Source organism: Pseudomonas sp. NPDC087598 (assembly GCF_044743525.1).
Classification (GTDB): Bacteria; Pseudomonadota; Gammaproteobacteria; order Pseudomonadales; family Pseudomonadaceae; genus Aquipseudomonas.
This window is the reverse complement of the sequence record NZ_JBIUWQ010000075.1, coordinates 1-16,475: the sequence shown is the minus strand read 5'-3', so window position 1 is coordinate 16,475 and position 16,475 is coordinate 1. Positions and strand designations below refer to the sequence as shown.

Below are 16,475 nucleotides of genomic sequence, written 5' to 3'. Positions count from 1 at the left end.
TGTGGCGAGGGAGCTTGCTCCCTTGCCACAGGTTCCATGTCAGACATGAATCCGGATTAACCACCCATTAGAGGTTCCATGCCCACTCGCCCGCCTCTCGACGCCATCACCGCCCGCTGGTTGCCGTGGGTCGTCGCCATTGCGTTCTTCATGCAGTCCCTCGACGGGACCATCCTCAACACTGCCCTGCCGGCCATGGCCCGCGACCTGGCTGAAGACCCGTTGCGCATGCAGGGTGTGGTCATCTCTTACATGCTCACCGTGGCCTTGTTGATCCCCGCTTCCGGGTGGATCGCCGACCGCTTCGGCACCAAGAAAATCTTCTTCGGCGCGATCCTCCTGTTCAGCTTCGGCTCGCTGCTCTGCGCGTTGTCGAGCAGCCTGACCATGCTGGTCGGCGCCCGAGTCATTCAGGGGCTGGGCGGCGCGCTGATGTTGCCGGTCGGGCGACTGGTGGTGTTGCGTGCTTACCCAAGATCGGAACTGGTGCGGATCATGGGTTTCATCACCATTCCCGGCCTGCTCGGCCCGTTGATCGGCCCGACCATGGGCGGCTGGATGGTCGAATACCTGACGTGGCACTGGATCTTCCTGATCAACCTGCCGGTCGGTGTGATCGGTTGCTACGCGGTGTGGAAATTCATTCCCGACCTGCGCGGCACCGAGCGCACACGCTTCGATAGTTTGGGCTTCCTGTTGTTCGGCGCGGCGATGATCCTCATCACCATCGCCATGGAAGGCCTCGGCGAACTGCACCTGCCGCACCTGCGGGTGATGTTGCTGCTGTTCGGCGGCATGGCCTGTCTGGCGGCGTATTGGTTGCGTGCCGGGCACATCGAAAACCCGCTGTTCGCACCGTCGTTGTTCAAGACCCGCACCTTTGCCGTCGGCATTCTCGGCAACCTGTTCGCTCGTCTCGGCAGCGGCGCCCTGCCTTTTCTGGTGCCTTTGCTGTTGCAAGTGGCGCTGGGTTATTCACCCTCGCAAGCGGGGATGAGCATGCTGCCACTGGCCGCTGCGGCGATGATCGCCAAGTGGGTGGCGCGGCCGCTGATCGAACGTCTCGGTTATCGCATCGTGCTGACCGGGAATACATTGGCTCTGGGGATCATGCTGGCGAGCATGGGTCTGGTCAGCGAGCAGACGCCGTACTGGTTGCTGTTGTGCCTTTTGGCGATTCTGGGGGCGATCAACTCGCTGCAATTTACCGCGATGAACACCGTGACCCTGATTGATCTGGATGACGCCAGCGCCAGCAGCGGCAACAGCTTGCTCTCGGTGGTGGCGCAGTTATCGTTGAGTCTTGGCGTCGCCTGCGCGGGTGCGTTGCTCGGCGGCTTTACCGCGGAAGTGGGGAATGACGGTGTGGAAACTGTGCTGGGCGCGTTCCAGCTGACCTTCGTCACGGTCGGGATCATGGCCATGCTGGCGGCGACAATTTTCTCGCAACTGTCGAAAGAAGACGGCCGCCGCGCTAAACGTCCTGAAGAGCACATCGAACATTAATTTGTAATGGGGGGCTTTTGTGGCGAGGGAGCTTGCTCCCGCTGGACTGCGCAGCAGTCCCCCTGTTTTTTCAGTAGAAAAGCGAGGGCCGCTTCGCGCCCCAGCGGGAGCAAGCTCCCTCGCCACAGGTAAATCCCATCACCTCGGGTTTTAGTCGCTGTTCGTCCAGAACTTTCGAGGAAAGTGGCACGGGGCTGCTACACTGCGCGACATTTTGTTTTGCAGGCCAGTCCCGTGACCACCATCGCCACCGCTTTTAATACTCTGCCGCTGTCCGCCGCCATGCTGGCTAACCTCGAATCGCTCGGTTATAGCCAGATGACGCCGATCCAGGCGCAGAGCTTGCCGGTGATCCTCAAGGGGATGGACCTGATCGCTCAGGCCAAGACCGGCAGCGGCAAGACCGCCGCGTTCGGCATCGGCCTGCTCAACCCGATCAATCCGCGCTACTTCGGTTGCCAGGCGCTGGTGATCTGCCCGACCCGTGAGCTGGCCGATCAGGTCGCCAAGGAAATCCGTCGTCTGGCTCGCGCCGAAGACAACATCAAAGTCCTGACCCTGTGCGGCGGCGTGTCGTTCGGCCCGCAGATCGCTTCGCTGGAACACGGCGCACACATCATCGTCGGCACCCCGGGGCGTATCCAGCAGCATCTGCGCAAAGGTTCGCTGGTGCTTGATGGCCTGAACACGCTGATCCTCGACGAAGCCGACCGCATGCTCGACATGGGTTTCTACGACGCCATCGAAGACATCATCGTCAAGACCCCGGAGCGTCGCCAGACGCTGCTGTTCTCCGCGACGTACCCGGTGGGCATCAAGCAACTGGCCTCGAAATTCATGCGTGATCCACAAACGGTCAAGGCCGAAGCGTTCCACGATGACACGCAGATCGAGCAGCGTTTCTACGAGATTTCCCCGGAAGACCGTATGAGCGTGGTGACCAAAGTCCTGCACCACTTCCGCCCGGCTTCGTGCGTGGCGTTCTGCTTCACCAAGCAGCAAGTGCAGGAAACCGTCGATCACCTGACTGCCAAAGGCATTTCCGCCGTCGGCCTGCACGGCGATCTGGAACAGCGTGACCGCGATCAGGTGCTGGCGATGTTCGCCAACCGCAGTACTTCGGTACTGGTCGCCACCGACGTTGCCGCCCGTGGTCTGGACATCGATGCACTGGACATGGTGATCAACGTCGAACTGGCCCGCGATTCGGAAATCCACATTCACCGTGTGGGCCGTACCGGTCGTGCTGGCGAGAAAGGCATTGCGATCAGTCTGGTCGCACCGGGCGAAGCGCATCGCGCGCAAGCCATCGAGCAACTGCAAAAAGCGCCGCTGAACTGGGATCAGGTCGACAACCTCAAGTCGCAGGGCCTTGCCCCGCTGCAACCGCCGATGACTACCCTGTGCATCGGTGCTGGCCGTAAGGACAAAGTACGTCCGGGCGACATTTTGGGTGCATTGACCGGCGATGCCGGCATCCCGGGTGCTCAGGTCGGCAAGATCGCGATCTTCGACTTCCAGGCCTACGTAGCGGTTGACCGCACCGTGGCGATGCAGGCGTTGCAGCGCCTCAACGACGGCAAGATCAAGGGCCGTTCGCTGCGCGTACGCATTTTGTAATCGATCTGCTATCCAAAGGAGATCCCCTGTGGGAGCGAGCCTGCTCGCGAATGCAATCTGTCAGTCGACATCAATGTTGAATGACACACCGCTTTCGCGAGCAGGCTCGCTCCCACAGTTTGTTTTGTAGCGACCCACCATGAGGACACCGTTTTGCGCTCTACCGAAGTCGTGATCATTGGCGCTGGCGCCGCAGGGTTGATGTGTGCACTGACCGCCGCCGGGCGTGGGCGTCAGGTATTGCTGCTCGACCACGCAAACAAGGCCGGCAAGAAAATCCTGATGTCGGGCGGTGGCCGCTGCAATTTCACCAACATGTACACCGAACCGAGCAATTTCCTCTCGCAGAACCCGCACTTCTGCAAATCCGCACTGGCGCGCTACACCCAGTGGGATTTCATCGGCATGGTCGGCAAGCACGCGGTGCCGTACCACGAGAAAAAACTCGGCCAGCTGTTCTGCGATAACAAGTCCAGCGACATCCTCGAAATGCTCCTGACCGAATGCGATCAGGTCGGCGTCGAGTTGCATCTGGACACCTCGATTCAGACCATCGAGAAAGTCGAGAACGGTTACCTGCTCGACACCACCCTCGGCCAGGTTCAGTGCCAGTCGCTGGTAATCGCCACCGGCGGGCTGTCGATCCCGACGCTGGGCGCCACCGGTTTCGGTTATCAGGTTGCCAAACAGTTCGGCCACGAGTTGCTGCCGACTCGCGCCGGGCTGGTGCCGTTCACCATCACCGATCAGCTCAAGGAACTGTGCACCGAGCTGTCCGGGACGTCGGTGGATTGTCTGGTCAGCTGCAACGATCAGAGCTTTCGCGAGAACATCCTGTTCACTCACCGCGGCCTCAGCGGCCCGGCGATTTTGCAGATTTCCTCGTTCTGGGAATCCGGCGACACGGTCGAGATCAACCTGCTGCCGGATCATGACGCGGCGAGTTGGCTGCAACAGCAAGTGGCCGAGCGCCCGAACAGCGAACTGAAAACCCTGCTCGGTGAAATCTTCACCAAGAAGATGGCCAATTTGCTGGCGGACAACTGGTTCGTCTCCAAGCCGATGAAGCAGTACACCCACGCGGAACTGGCGGAGATTGCCGACAAGCTGGGCAGCTGGAAAGTCGTACCGGCGGGCACTGAAGGCTATCGCACCGCCGAGGTAACACTCGGTGGCGTCGATACCCGCGAAGTGTCGTCCAAAACCATGGAATCGCTGAAAAGCCCGGGCCTGTACTTTATCGGCGAAGTGCTCGACGTCACCGGGCATCTGGGCGGCTTCAACTTCCAGTGGGCCTGGGCCTCGGGCTACGCTGCCGCGCAGTACGTCTGATCCAAAATCAAACGCAAAACCTGTGGGAGCGAGCCTGCTCGCGAATGCGGTGTACCAGTCGACATCAATGTTGAATGACACTCCGCTTTCGCGAGCAGGCTCGCTCCCACAGTGGTTTGTGGTGTAAGTAAAAGGAACACTTTTTGCTGTCAGATGTGATCGGCGCCATTGCGTCGGCGTCATTACTGGCTCAATTTAGCGGCATCGCCTCGGAAGGCCTTCGCACTTCATGTCCTCGACCTCGTTTCGTCAGTCTTTGCGGCGCCTGTGGGCGCTGGATAAATTCAGCTATAGCGTGCGGGTGTTCATCGCCCTGACCGGCAGCATGGCGCTGTGTTGGTATCAGGATGAAATGGGCCTGCTGATCCCGTTGTTCCTGGGGATTATCGCCAGCGCCCTGGCCGAGACCGACGACAGTTGGCAGGGCCGTCTCAACGCCCTTGCCGTGACGCTGGTGTGTTTCAGCATCGCCGCGCTGTCGGTGGAATTGCTCTTCCCCTACCCCATCGTTTTCGCGATTGCCCTCGCGCTGGCAAGCTTCGGCCTGACCATGCTAGGTGCGCTCGGCGAGCGTTATGGGGCGATTGCCTCGGCGACCCTGATTCTTTCCGTGTACACGATGATCGGCGTCGATCAACGCGGCGGCGCCGTCACCGATTTCTGGCACGAACCGATGCTGCTGGTCGCAGGTGCCGCGTGGTACGGCCTGCTTTCGGTGTTGTGGCAGGCGATGTTTTCCAATCAACCAGTGCAGCAGAGTCTGGCGCGGCTGTTCCGTGAGCTGGGTTTTTACCTGAAGCTGAAATCCTCGCTGTTCGAGCCGATCCGCCAGATGGACGTGGAAGCCCGGCGTCTGGAACTGGCCCAGCAAAATGGCCGCGTCGTGGCGGCGCTGAACAGTGCCAAGGAAATCATCCTGCACCGGGTCGGCAACGGTCGCCCCGGCTCGAAAGTCAGCCGCTACCTGAAGCTGTACTTCCTCGCCCAGGACATCCACGAACGCGCCAGCTCCTCGCACTATCCGTATAACGCGTTGGCAGAAGCGTTCTTCCACAGCGACGTACTGTTCCGCTGCCAGCGCCTGCTGCGTCAGCAAGGCAAGGCCTGCCGGGCATTGGCCGAATCAATCCAGATGCGCCAGCCGTTCATCTACGACGCCAGTTTCGCCGAAGCCCTCAGCGACCTCGACGCCTCCCTCGAACACCTGCGCATCCAGAGCAACCCGGCCTGGCGCGGACTGCTGCGTTCCCTGCGCGCACTGGCCGCCAACCTCGGCACCCTCGACCGGTTGCTCAGCGACGCGAGCAACCCCGACGCCCTCGCCGATGCCACCGACAGCAGCCTGCTCGACCGCTCGCCACGCAACCTCAAGGACGTGTGGATTCGCCTGCGCACGCAACTGACGCCGACTTCGCTGCTGTTCCGCCACGCCCTGCGTTTGCCGCTGGCGTTGAGCATCGGCTACGGCATGGTGCATTTGATTCACCCGTCGCAGGGCTACTGGATCATCCTCACCACGCTGTTCGTCTGCCAGCCGAACTACGGCGCCACGCGACGTAAACTCGGTCAGCGGATTCTCGGCACCGCCATTGGCCTGACCGTAGCGTGGGCCTTGTTTGATCTATTCCCGAGCCCGTTGGTGCAGTCGTGTTTCGCCATCGCCGCCGGGGTGGTGTTCTTTACCAACCGCACCACGCGCTACACGTTGGCGACGGCGGCAATCACCATCATGGTGCTGTTCTGCTTCAACCAGGTCGGCGACGGTTACGGTCTGTTCCTGCCGCGACTGTTCGATACCTTGCTCGGCAGCTTGATCGCGGGTTTGACGGTATTGCTGTTCCTGCCGGACTGGCAGGGCCGACGTCTGAACAAAGTGCTGGCCAACACCCTGACCTGCAATAGCATCTACCTGCGCCAGATCATGCAGCAATACGCCGCCGGCAAGAGCGACGACCTCGCCTATCGCCTGGCCCGACGCAATGCACACAACGCCGATGCGGCGCTGTCGACGACGCTGGCGAACATGCTCATGGAGCCGGGGCATTTCAGGAAAGAAGCGGATGTCGGTTTCCGCTTTCTGGTGCTCTCGCATACTTTGCTCAGTTATCTGTCAGGACTGGGTGCGCACCGCGAGACGCAGTTACCGGCCGATGTGCGTGAGCATTTGATTGATGGCGCCGGAGTGAAACTGGCGACGAGCATCGACGAAATCGCCCAGGGGCTGGCGAGCAAGCAGCCGATCGCGATTCAGAGTGATGAAGAAGAAGCACTGGCCAATGAGCTGGAGCAGATGCCCGATGAGATTGATGAAGGACAGCGACTGGTGCAGACGCAACTGGCGCTGATCTGCCGGCAGTTGGGGCCGTTGCGGACGCTGGCGGCGCACCTGATCAAGGACACCTCTGAAGCTTGAATTGGCCTGACTGGCCCCATCGCTGGCAAGCCAGCTCCCACAGTGGGTTCAGGTTGATTCACAAAATTGTGCTTCACCAAAGAACCCTGTGGGAGCTGGCTTGCCAGCGATGAGGCCCTCAGCAACAACACAACTCTGGGATCAGAAACTCACATCCCATGCTGCCTCAGCAAGCGGTCATAACTCCCATCCGCCTTCATCGCCGCAATCGCCCGGTCAAACCCCGCCACTATCTGCTCATGCTGCGGATTCTTCAGGCTGACCAATATGTGCAAGCTGTTCTCGCTCAAAGGCTTGGGCAAGAACTCCACGGCATTGCGCACCTTGGCGGATTCCCGCGCCAGGTAGTACTTCGCGACGTATTCATCTTCCAGCGTCAGCTTGACCCGATCCGCCGCGAGCATGCGCACCGCCATCGCGAAGTTATGCACAGGGACTTTCTGCAACGCCGTGTCCGCATCGAACGGCGACGAATACGCGTAGCCACGCACCACCGCAATCGGATAGGTGTGCAGTTGCTGCAAGTTGCTGTACTCCAGAGGCGTGTCTTTGCGCTTGAGAAAGCGAATGCGGTTGAGCAGATATTCAGCGGAAAACTGCCCGAGTTTTGTGCGTTCGTCGTTGTACCAGGCATTGACCAGCACGTCATAACGCCCTTCGCCGACACCCAGTAACGCCCGCGCCCACGGCACTTGTTCATAACCGCTGGCATAGCCGGCCCGGGCCAGCGCCGTACTGACGATGTCGGTGGCCAGACCGCCATTGACCAGCGTGTCGTCGGTAAAGGGTGGCCAGATATCAAACACCAGCCGCAGCTTCTCCGCTGCAGCGTTCTGACCCAGCAAGAGCAATCCGATCAAAGCAAAGGCTCGATGCAATCGCGGCATGCTTGAAAATCCTTAGCGGGCGGATTGCCCGGCGTGTTTTTCAGTCAAAACCCCAAGGCCCCTTACCGGCAAAACCCAGGCCCTAACATTAGCTCATTGAAGCCAGTGCACAGCGCTCTCCAGCAGATTACACAAAGAAGACACTGTCGCGAGAAAGGAATGATGGCATTTTGACCTTTGTCACAGACTCTTACGCCATACAGACTTCTTTGGCCGCTGCGCTTAGTATCGGGCGACGCGTTCAAGGAATCGGAAAATGACAATCGAATGGGTTTGCAAACATCACAGTGATTTGGGCAAAGAGCAGTTGTATGCACTGCTGAAACTGCGTTCGGAAGTGTTCGTGGTCGAACAGAAATGCGCCTACCTCGACCTCGACGGTCAGGATCTGGACGGCGATACCTATCACTTGATGGGTTGGGAGGATGATCAGTTGATGGCGTATCTGCGCCTGCTGGATCCGGAATCCCAGGGCGGCGACGTGGTGATCGGCCGCGTGATTACCGCACCGCAAGGGCGCGGCAAGGGGCTGGGCCACGAAATGATGGAACAGGCGCTGAAACAGGCCGAGAAACATTGGCCGCAGGTGTCGATCTATCTGTCGGCGCAGGTGCATTTGCAGGGGTATTACGGCAAGTACGGGTTTGTGGTGGCGGGTGAGGAATATCTCGAGGATGACATTCCGCATATCGGGATGCGCCGCCCTTAAAGCCCTCATCGCGAGCAGGCTCGCTCCTACAATTGATCGCACTCCGTCGGGAGGAACTCGGTCAATTGTAGGAGTGAGCCTGCTCGCGATGGCATCAGCTCGGTCACCGCTGAACTCAGGGATATTCCAGCACAGCCTTGATCTGCCGCAGATTCCTCTCGATCCACCCCCGATCAATCGCCCCCCACTCACGAATCCGATAGCGCCCGGCATGATTGCGTGCGCCCTCTTCCTGCTCGAATTCACACACGATATCCAGATCCGCCAGCGCCGCAATCGTATCCTGCGCCGTGCGCCGGGGCATGCCGGTTACTTCGGTCAGCGCCGGCACACTCGGCGCCAGACCGCTGTCGATCAGGTACGCCACGTACAGGCGGCGATAGAAACTGCTTTTGGTCTTGCTGACGTCCATCACACCTTCCTTGTTGCGTACTGTTAAGCCTGCAGATCCCGCCACGTCAGGTACACCCGCAGATCAAACTCGACCTGGTGATACCCCGGCAGCATGTGCTCGCACAATTTATAAAACGCCTTGTTGTGATCCGACTCTTTGAAATGCGCCAGTTCATGCACGACGATCATTTTCAGAAAGTCCGGCGCGGCGTCCTTGAACAGCGAGGCGATACGAATCTCTTTCTTCGCCTTGAGCTTGCCGCCCTGCACCCGTGAAACCGTGGTGTGCAAACCGAGGGCGCGGTGGGTCAGGTCGAGGCGGTTGTCGAACAACACCTTGTCGATGGCCGGGGCGTTGCGCAGGTATTCCTGCTTGAGATCCAGCGCGTAGCTGTACAGCGCCTTGTCGCTCTGCACATCGTGCCGCCCCGAATAACGTTGATCCAGGTACTCACCCAGACGCCCGTCGGCGATCAGTTGGCGCACCTGATCCTGAAGTTGCGCGGGATAGGCCTGAAGGTACTTCAACACAGTCATGGACGAGCGACACGCTTAAAAAAAGGTGCGCCAGTGTAGCGAATTCAACCGGGCAACGCGCTCCAGTCGAACGGCTCGGCGAAGCTTGCAGCCTCCTCGGCGATCAGTGGTCGCGCGACGAGGAAGCCTTGCACGTATTCGCAACCATGCGCTTGCAGCCATTGGTATTGCTCGATGGTTTCGACCCCTTCGGCAATCACCAGCAAACCATATTGTTTGCACAGATTGATGACTGTGCTCACCAGCGACGCGTCCCTTTCAGAGTCCGGCAACCGGGCGATCAGATGGCGATCGAGTTTCAGCGTATCGAGCTCCAGGTCACGCAGGTGCGTCAGTGAGCACGGCCCGGAGCCGAAGTCGTCCAGCGCCACTCTCACCCCGAGGTTGCGCAGCAAACGCAGTTGTTTGCGGGTTTCGTCGGGATTTTGCATCAACGCTTCTTCGGTGACCTCGACCTCAAGCTGCCGCGGCTGCAAAGAGTGCCGCTCCATGACCTGGCGCAACTCGGTGACCAGATTCGGCAGGCTGAACTGGGTATTGCTCAAACTCACGCCGAGCACCAGATCTTCGGCAAACAAGGTTTCCCAGGCTTTGCGCTGACCGGCACCGCGATGATAAATCCAGCTGCCGAGCCGGCTGATCAATCGCGCCTCCTCCAGCAACGGCAAAAACAGGCCCGGCGGAACATCGCCAACGCTTGGATGCTGCCAACGCAACAGCGCCTCAAAGCCACGAATCTGGCCGCTGTCGATGGCCACTTGCGGTTGATAGACCAGATTGAAATCGCGGTTTTCGATGGCCGTGCGCACGCTCTCTTCGAGCATCAGACGCGAGCGCGCCCGGCCATTCATTTCGTGATCATAAAAACGATATTGCTGACGTCCGGCGCGCTTGGCCTCGTACATGGCGATGTCCGAGGCGCGCAGCAATCCGTCGAGGTTCGAACCGCAATCCGGATAAGTCGCGATGCCGATACTCGCGCCGAGAGCGATATCCAGCCCTTCGATCTGCTGACAGATCGACACGCGCTCGATAAGTTTCTCGGCAATCTTCGCCGCTTGCTCGGGAAACTCCAGATCCAGCAACGCGGTGAATTCATCACCGCCCATGCGCGCAAGAATGTCGAACGGACGCAGACACGCCTTCAACTGCTCGGACACCCAACGCAATACACGGTCGCCGGCATCGTGACCAAGGGAATCATTGACCCGCTTGAAGCCGTCGAGGTCCAGATACAGCAGCACCCAACTGCTGTCGCTGCGTTCACCGCGCAGCAGCAGGTTCTCCACGGTCTGGTAGAAACCGCGACGGTTGAGCAACCCGGTCAAGGGATCGGTCACGGCTTGAAATTCGAGCTGTTGGTGCAAGTGGCGCACCACCGACATGTCGAGAACCGTCACCACCATCGCCTGTTGCTCAGTGGGTAGCGCCGCACAGGACAAGGCCACCGGCACCTGCTGGCCGGGCGCGGTGCGCAATAACGCGTCGTGCAGTCTCAGGGTTTCAGCGCGCTTGAAGCTTGCGTAAAACTCGGATTCAGCCCACAGCGGGATGTGTGGTTTCTGCAGATAATCGAGAAACTCCTTACCTTCCAACTCCTTCACCGGCGCATTGAGCAGGCGCGAAATGGCCGGATTGGCAAAGCGGATCAAACCGTCCGCAGCCACCACCAGAATCCCCTCGGCCGCGTTATCCAACACGGAAGCATTGAAGGCGCGCGCCAATTCCAGATCATGGGTCAAGCGCTGCAAGGCACGGCGATTGCGCTGATGCTCCAGCAACGCCTGCACTTTCGGTTTGAGAATCTGCGGATCGAAGGGTTTGAACAGGTAATCCACCGCCCCACTGGCATAACCCTTGATTACGGCGTCCTGGGATTGCTCGTTGGCGGTGAGGAAAATAATCGGCGTAAGGCGCGTGCGCTGGCTGCCACGCATCAGGCGCGCGACTTCAAAGCCATCCATGCCCGGCATCTGCACATCCAGCAGCACCAGATCGACGTCGTGTTCGAGCAGAATATTGAGCGCCTCGAAACCGGAGGCAGCGGTCATGACCTGCCAATCCTGTCGCTGCAGCAACGCGCGCATGCTGATCAGGTTTTCAGGATAATCATCAACGATCAAAAGGACAGAGCTGCCTTCACCTGGCGGGGGTTGCACGCATTCCATGCTGCTTCTCTTGTCGGGACTTCAGGCCGGTTCCGGTAAAAACCGTACACATACTGAGCCTTCACTCTAGTCGCGGATCCGCAAAAGCAGAAGCTGTCATCAGGCCATCATTTAACCAATGTCAGGTCTAGCCGACTAACGGTCGCGCTTGAAGCCCCCGGAAACCGGCAAAGATGGCATTTCGACAGGATGTTGACGCCAAACGTCCGCCGGACGGCGGTTAACAAAAATCTCCTCTACGCTTATAAAGGCCGCCCCAAAACGCGCGGGCTAGAGCTTCTGGCACGTGCGTGCAGTGAAACTTGAGTGGAAGAACCGACATGATCGATCTCGCAACCTGGAACCTCAGTGTTCCCGTTGGCAGCCCGCCCTACACCGTCGAAACCTCAAAACTGGTGAATGGCTTCAAGGATCAGTACTTCCATTCCGATACCGGCACCTTGTTCTTCTGGTCACCGGTAACCGGGTCAAAAACCGAAAACGCCATCTACCCGCGCACCGAACTGCGTGAAACCTTCAGTAACGGCACGCTGCGCAACTGGTACTACCCGGACGCCGACAACCTGCTGCGCGCAACCCTCACGGTCAACAAAGTGCCGAGCTCCGGCAAGATCGTCATCGGCCAGATCCACGCCTACGAAAGCCAGAAACCGCTGGTCAAACTTGAATACCAGTACAAGAGCAAAACCGAAACCGGCAACCTGGTGATCAAAGTGCGCATGCACCCCGATGACGACGAAAGCCGCGTCATCACCCTCGCCACCGGCATCAAACTGGACAACGAATTCAACTACCTCATCCACTTGAGCCCCGGCGGCGCTTTGGGTATCAGTGCGGCAGGTTATCAGTGGGATTCACAGATCAGCGCCACTTGGCGCAACAGGCCGCTGTATTTCAAGGCAGGGGTTTATGTGCAGGACAACACCGGGTACACCAGCGAAGGTGGGCAGGTAACTTTCAGCAAACTCGACATTGATCACGACAAATAACCTGCAGCTTCTACAGTGCGTGAACTTAAAAACCGTGGACACCAGCAAAATCGGTATAAAAACCTGTCAGACCTGACAGTTGGCGCTCTCAACGAATATCGATAGCGTGGGCCAAGACCATTGATCCTGGACCCACCCCATGAATAACCCGCTCGGAAAGTTCTGCAACGACGACAACAGCTTCTGCATCACCCTGTCTCATTTTGTCGAACAGAGCGGGCAGATCGGCGGCATCTGGGAGGAAAGTGGTCAGAGTTATCCCGTTACAGGAACCTGTTCCCAGCGAGACAACACCTACATTGACGTCCGGTTCACCACCCAACGCGCTGCCGTCATCGACAGTTGGCAGGGAGAAATCGACAGCCTTCAAGGCTCTCCAACCCTTAGCGTCATCCGCACGCGTGTTTTACAGGATGGGCGGCACTCCCTGACCGGTTATTACCTGAAGCAAAAGCCGCCACATCCACAAGCGAAACCGCTTCAATCAAGTGCAACAAAACCGCTTCGCACTGGATTATTCCTTCAGTTCACACGCGGGAACATCGACGCCAAATCACCTCTCTAGGAGCTGCCGAAGGCTGCGATCTTTTGACTTTGTTTTTCAGAATAGAAAGCAAGATCAAAGGATCGCAGCCTTCGGCAGCTCCTACATTTAAACGGTGTTGTTTATATCGGTAGGCGGTTACTTCCGGATGCCTACAACAGCTTGCGTCGTTGCCTACGGGTACGCCAGAATCCGCCGGCTTGTGCGCCTGGAGGGCCATCGGTAACTTGGTTCGCGTCACTGATATCCAGTGATCGGGTTTAGTAGCCCGTGGTTTCAAGCATTGTGCACAAGCATCTGTCACTCAGGTACGTCGCTACCTGCGCTTGATGGTAACTGTGCGCAGGGCACCTTCGGGTGCGCCGGCTTGCTCGAAACCCCGGTCTACTAACCTGCGTACAGTTGCCTCCACTTTGATTAGTAGCCAGAGAGGGGACACTCCAATCAGGTTTCGAGCAAATGATCAAATCAACGCCGCACCCGCCAGTCACCGACCCGGCCTCCCCGTACGAATCCTCCAATTCCAAAAAACTCAACGACGCCGCCGAACGCGCCCTCGACCATTACCTCTGCCCTCCGGCCTACATCATGGCCAGCACCAACAAACCTGAGCCTATGTACCTCGCCAACCCGAAGTACAACACCGAATCGCTACTGGCCAACGCCAGCGAAACCCTCGGCTCAGCCAGCGAAATGCTCAACAACTTCGCCGCCATGCTCGGTACCTCACACCGCAAGACTGCGCTGGGCATCGCGCAGGTCGTCATGCTCGGTGAACTGGCGGTGAATCAGGCACTGGACCATGTCGAATTGAAGGAATAGTCACCCACAAAAAACCCGCCTCACGGCGGGTTTCTTACATGCACAGCTATTGCCTCAATCCATCACAAAGTAAAAAGGAACCCGTATTTCTGAGAATTCCAGAGCGACGGTCTTACTCCGGTTTCTTGGGTAGCGTGAAAGGAGCCGGCCCCCTGGATTTGTTGAGGTCTTCCGTTTTTGGCTCAACTGGCAGAGTAGCCGGGGCCGGGCCTTTTGGTTTTACGTCCTTAATACTCATTGCTGTGTACTCCATTACAAGGTGGAGTTTTATCTTGTGAGCATCGTCGGAGGGCGTCTACTGTCAGATCTGACAGTCTTTGAGATCCATTGGAAATAAGCAAAATTCTCTTAGATCAACTAGCCACAAATTCTTCCTGAGCAGTATCGTTAAGCGAAGAAATTACCGCCCACAAAAAACCCGCCTCTCGGCGGGTTTCTTGAATCAACAGTTTAACGCTCAGGCTTAGTTGACCTTGGCGTTCAACTCACCTTTCAGATAACGCTGGAACATCGCTTCCAGAGAGATCGGCTTGATCTTCGAAGCGTTACCGGCAGTGCCGAACGCTTCATAACGAGCGATACACACATCACGCATTGCAGTCACGGTGGCGCCGAAGAATTTACGTGGGTCGAATTCGCTCGGGTTGGTAGCCATCAGGCGACGCATTGCGCCAGTGGACGCCAGGCGCAAGTCGGTGTCGATGTTGACCTTGCGCACGCCGTACTTGATGCCTTCGACGATTTCTTCAACCGGCACGCCGTAGGTTTCTTTGATGTCGCCGCCGTACTGGTTGATGATCGCCAGCCACTTCCGGTGTCATGGACGAGTAAACGTGCATCAGCAAGGGCAGCAGTTCGCAGTGAAGCGTGGATAAAATGTTTCGTATACGCTACCTTCAATATTAAATGTTACGGTAGCGACACATGGACCACTCTCTGTTGATTAACCGGCTCGGCATCCAATTACGCGAAAAACGTATACATCGTGGCCTGACGCAGGCGCAGCTTGCCGATCTGGCGGGATTGACAAGATACAAAGTCATTGCGGTGGAGAAAGGCACCCTTTCCGTCGGCATGATCGCTTACGCGCGCGTTTTGGCTGCTCTGGACTGCGAACTCTTGGTGGTTCCAGCAACGATGCCAACCCTTGAAGAGCTTGGGGATTTATTCGAATGAAAATGGCCTCTCTTCAAGTCAGTACCCCACAAGGTAATAGCGGCAGACTTTTCAGCAACGCCGAGGATTTCACTTTTCGTTATCACGAAGATGCATCGCCACAAATGGCGATCAGCCTCTCGATGCCTGTACGGCATGATGAATTTCGTCGGCGCGAACTGCACCCTGTTTTTCAAATGAACCTGCCAGAAGGTTATGTGCTGGAGCAGTTACGCAATCGCTTGGCCAAGACAGTCAACGTCGACCCAATGCTGCTACTGGCGCTTTCCGGAAGCACATCGCCCATTGGCAGGGTTCACGTACGCTCTGAAACCGTTGATGCCTTGTTGGAGGAGCAAGAATTTCCGGGAGAGAAACTCGAAGAGATTCTCACGTGGGACGGCACGGAAGATATCTTCGCCGACATGCTTGATCGCTACATCCTGCGGGCAGGCATTTCAGGCGTTCAACCCAAGTTGCTGGTGCCGGAACGACAAGAGGAAGAGTTGCCGCGAGTGACATCCAAAACCTCGGACCTGATCATCAAAAGTGGCAGAGACGAATTCCCAGGCCTGGCGATTAACGAATTCCTTTGTATGTCCATGGCAAAAGACGCGGGCATTCCCGTTCCGCCGTTTTACCTTTCCGACAACGCCAAGCTATTTGTCATGCGCCGCTTTGATCGCGACGATCAGCTCAACCCGATCGGTTTTGAAGACATGGCCGTGTTGATGGGGCTGCCGGCTACTCAGAAGTACAGCAAAAGTTATGCAGCCATCGCGAAGGCTGTTCGAGTGTTTTGCCCGGCGAAACACTTGCGCACGTCCCTCGATCAACTCTTCGATAGCGTTGCCCTGAGTTGCATCGTCGGAAATGGCGACGCTCATTTGAAAAATTTCGGTTTGCTCTATTCAGAACCCACGCAACGCGATGCGCATCTGGCGCCGGCTTACGACATAGTCAACACCACCGCCTATATTCCGGAAGATGTTTTGGCGTTGGATCTGGCGGGCAACAAGTCAATGTTCGCCTCCCGACAAGGACTGCTGGAGTTTGCTCATACTTGTGAAATCGAGCAGCCCAGAGAGCGTATTCAAAAGTTGCTCATCGCTGTTGAAGAGGTGCTGAAGCGCCATTCTCAGTATCGGGAACAGGCGCCTCATGTGTTTACTGCCATCAAGCAATCAGCAGCACCATTTGCTCTGACTTTTGGATAGCGTCACTGCACGCAGACATCGCAGCCCACAAAAAACCCGCCTCACGGCGGGTTTCCTGAATCAGCAGCTTAACGCTCAGGCTTAGTTAACCTTGGCGTTCAACTCACCTTTCAGATAACGCTGGAACATCGCTTCCAGAGAGATCGGCTTGATCTTCGAAGCGTTACCGGCAGTGCCGAACGC

General features: G+C 57.8%; 14 protein-coding genes and 2 pseudogenes. 10 read left to right on the top strand and 6 right to left on the bottom strand.

All coding sequences use genetic code 11. The features are described 5' to 3' along the window. Positions 1-78 precede the first annotated feature (78 nt). From mdtD to yccS, 4 genes are all read left to right on the top strand, one after another. A complete protein-coding gene (mdtD, locus tag ACIOWE_RS27105) occupies positions 79-1,506 on the top strand; it encodes a multidrug transporter subunit MdtD (protein ID WP_401397867.1) in 1,428 nt (475 codons plus the stop codon). 234 nt (positions 1,507-1,740) lie between these two features. Further along, positions 1,741-3,126, top strand: coding sequence for an ATP-dependent RNA helicase DbpA (dbpA, locus tag ACIOWE_RS27100; protein ID WP_201236491.1), 1,386 nt, complete (start codon positions 1,741-1,743; stop codon positions 3,124-3,126). Positions 3,127-3,279: 153 nt separating this feature from the next. Next, a complete protein-coding gene (locus tag ACIOWE_RS27095) occupies positions 3,280-4,458 on the top strand; it encodes an NAD(P)/FAD-dependent oxidoreductase (protein WP_401397865.1) in 1,179 nt (392 codons plus the stop codon). A gap of 229 nt (positions 4,459-4,687) precedes the next feature. Then, positions 4,688-6,871, top strand: a complete 2,184-nt coding sequence (gene yccS / locus ACIOWE_RS27090) for a YccS family putative transporter (RefSeq protein WP_401397863.1) — start codon at positions 4,688-4,690, stop codon at positions 6,869-6,871. Positions 6,872-7,020: 149 nt separating this feature from the next. Here yccS and ACIOWE_RS27085 read toward each other — a convergent pair whose 3' ends face one another. Next, positions 7,021-7,758 carry a substrate-binding periplasmic protein gene (locus tag ACIOWE_RS27085; protein ID WP_401397861.1) on the bottom strand — a complete coding sequence of 246 codons (738 nt, stop codon included), beginning with the start codon at positions 7,756-7,758 and terminating at the stop codon, positions 7,021-7,023. A gap of 256 nt (positions 7,759-8,014) precedes the next feature. Here ACIOWE_RS27085 and ACIOWE_RS27080 point away from each other — a divergent pair, with 256 nt between their 5' ends. Next, positions 8,015-8,467 (top strand): GNAT family N-acetyltransferase, encoded by a 453-nt coding sequence (locus ACIOWE_RS27080; RefSeq protein ID WP_401397859.1) that lies wholly within the window; start codon positions 8,015-8,017, stop codon positions 8,465-8,467. 115 nt (positions 8,468-8,582) lie between these two features. Here the strand turns inward: ACIOWE_RS27080 and ACIOWE_RS27075 are convergent, their stop codons facing one another. Genes ACIOWE_RS27075 through ACIOWE_RS27065 form a run of 3 tightly spaced genes read right to left on the bottom strand, consistent with a single transcriptional unit; the run spans position 8,583 to position 11,565 of the window. Next, positions 8,583-8,879 carry a helix-turn-helix domain-containing protein gene (locus ACIOWE_RS27075; RefSeq protein ID WP_003229005.1) on the bottom strand — a complete coding sequence of 99 codons (297 nt, stop codon included), beginning with the start codon at positions 8,877-8,879 and terminating at the stop codon, positions 8,583-8,585. A gap of 23 nt (positions 8,880-8,902) precedes the next feature. Further along, a complete protein-coding gene (locus ACIOWE_RS27070; protein WP_103304376.1) occupies positions 8,903-9,397 on the bottom strand; it encodes a M48 family metallopeptidase in 495 nt (164 codons plus the stop codon). Positions 9,398-9,441: 44 nt separating this feature from the next. Then, on the bottom strand, positions 9,442-11,565 hold the full coding sequence (locus ACIOWE_RS27065; RefSeq protein WP_401397857.1) for a putative bifunctional diguanylate cyclase/phosphodiesterase: 2,124 nt from the start codon (positions 11,563-11,565) through the stop codon (positions 9,442-9,444). Positions 11,566-11,885: 320 nt separating this feature from the next. Here ACIOWE_RS27065 and ACIOWE_RS27060 point away from each other — a divergent pair, with 320 nt between their 5' ends. The 3 genes from ACIOWE_RS27060 (at position 11,886) to ACIOWE_RS27050 (ending at position 13,920) form a co-directional block, all read left to right on the top strand. Beyond that, positions 11,886-12,554, top strand: coding sequence for a polysaccharide lyase family 7 protein (locus ACIOWE_RS27060; protein WP_401397855.1), 669 nt, complete (start codon positions 11,886-11,888; stop codon positions 12,552-12,554). A 139-nt stretch (positions 12,555-12,693) separates the two neighbouring features. Beyond that, entirely contained in the window at positions 12,694-13,119 is a 426-nt protein-coding gene (locus tag ACIOWE_RS27055; RefSeq protein WP_401397853.1) for a hypothetical protein, read from the top strand. 438 nt (positions 13,120-13,557) lie between these two features. Continuing rightward, positions 13,558-13,920, top strand: coding sequence for a DUF6124 family protein (locus ACIOWE_RS27050; protein ID WP_401397851.1), 363 nt, complete (start codon positions 13,558-13,560; stop codon positions 13,918-13,920). 463 nt (positions 13,921-14,383) lie between these two features. On the opposite strand, the pseudogene ACIOWE_RS27045 reads toward ACIOWE_RS27050, so the two are convergent. Continuing rightward, positions 14,384-14,728, bottom strand: a pseudogene (locus tag ACIOWE_RS27045) (class II fructose-bisphosphate aldolase); the annotation flags it as partial. Between the two features lie 116 nt (positions 14,729-14,844). On the opposite strand from ACIOWE_RS27045, the gene ACIOWE_RS27040 reads away from it, so the two are divergent. Both ACIOWE_RS27040 and ACIOWE_RS27035 read left to right on the top strand, forming a co-directional pair. Continuing rightward, positions 14,845-15,096: a helix-turn-helix domain-containing protein gene (locus ACIOWE_RS27040; RefSeq protein ID WP_401397849.1), complete on the top strand. Its 252-nt coding sequence runs from the start codon at positions 14,845-14,847 to the stop codon at positions 15,094-15,096. Continuing rightward, a complete protein-coding gene (locus ACIOWE_RS27035; protein ID WP_401397847.1) occupies positions 15,093-16,292 on the top strand; it encodes a type II toxin-antitoxin system HipA family toxin in 1,200 nt (399 codons plus the stop codon). Before ACIOWE_RS27040 ends, ACIOWE_RS27035 begins: the two co-directional genes overlap by 4 nt. Positions 16,293-16,373: 81 nt before the next feature. Here ACIOWE_RS27035 and ACIOWE_RS27030 read toward each other — a convergent pair. Further along, positions 16,374-16,475, bottom strand: a pseudogene (locus tag ACIOWE_RS27030) (fructose-bisphosphate aldolase); the annotation flags it as partial.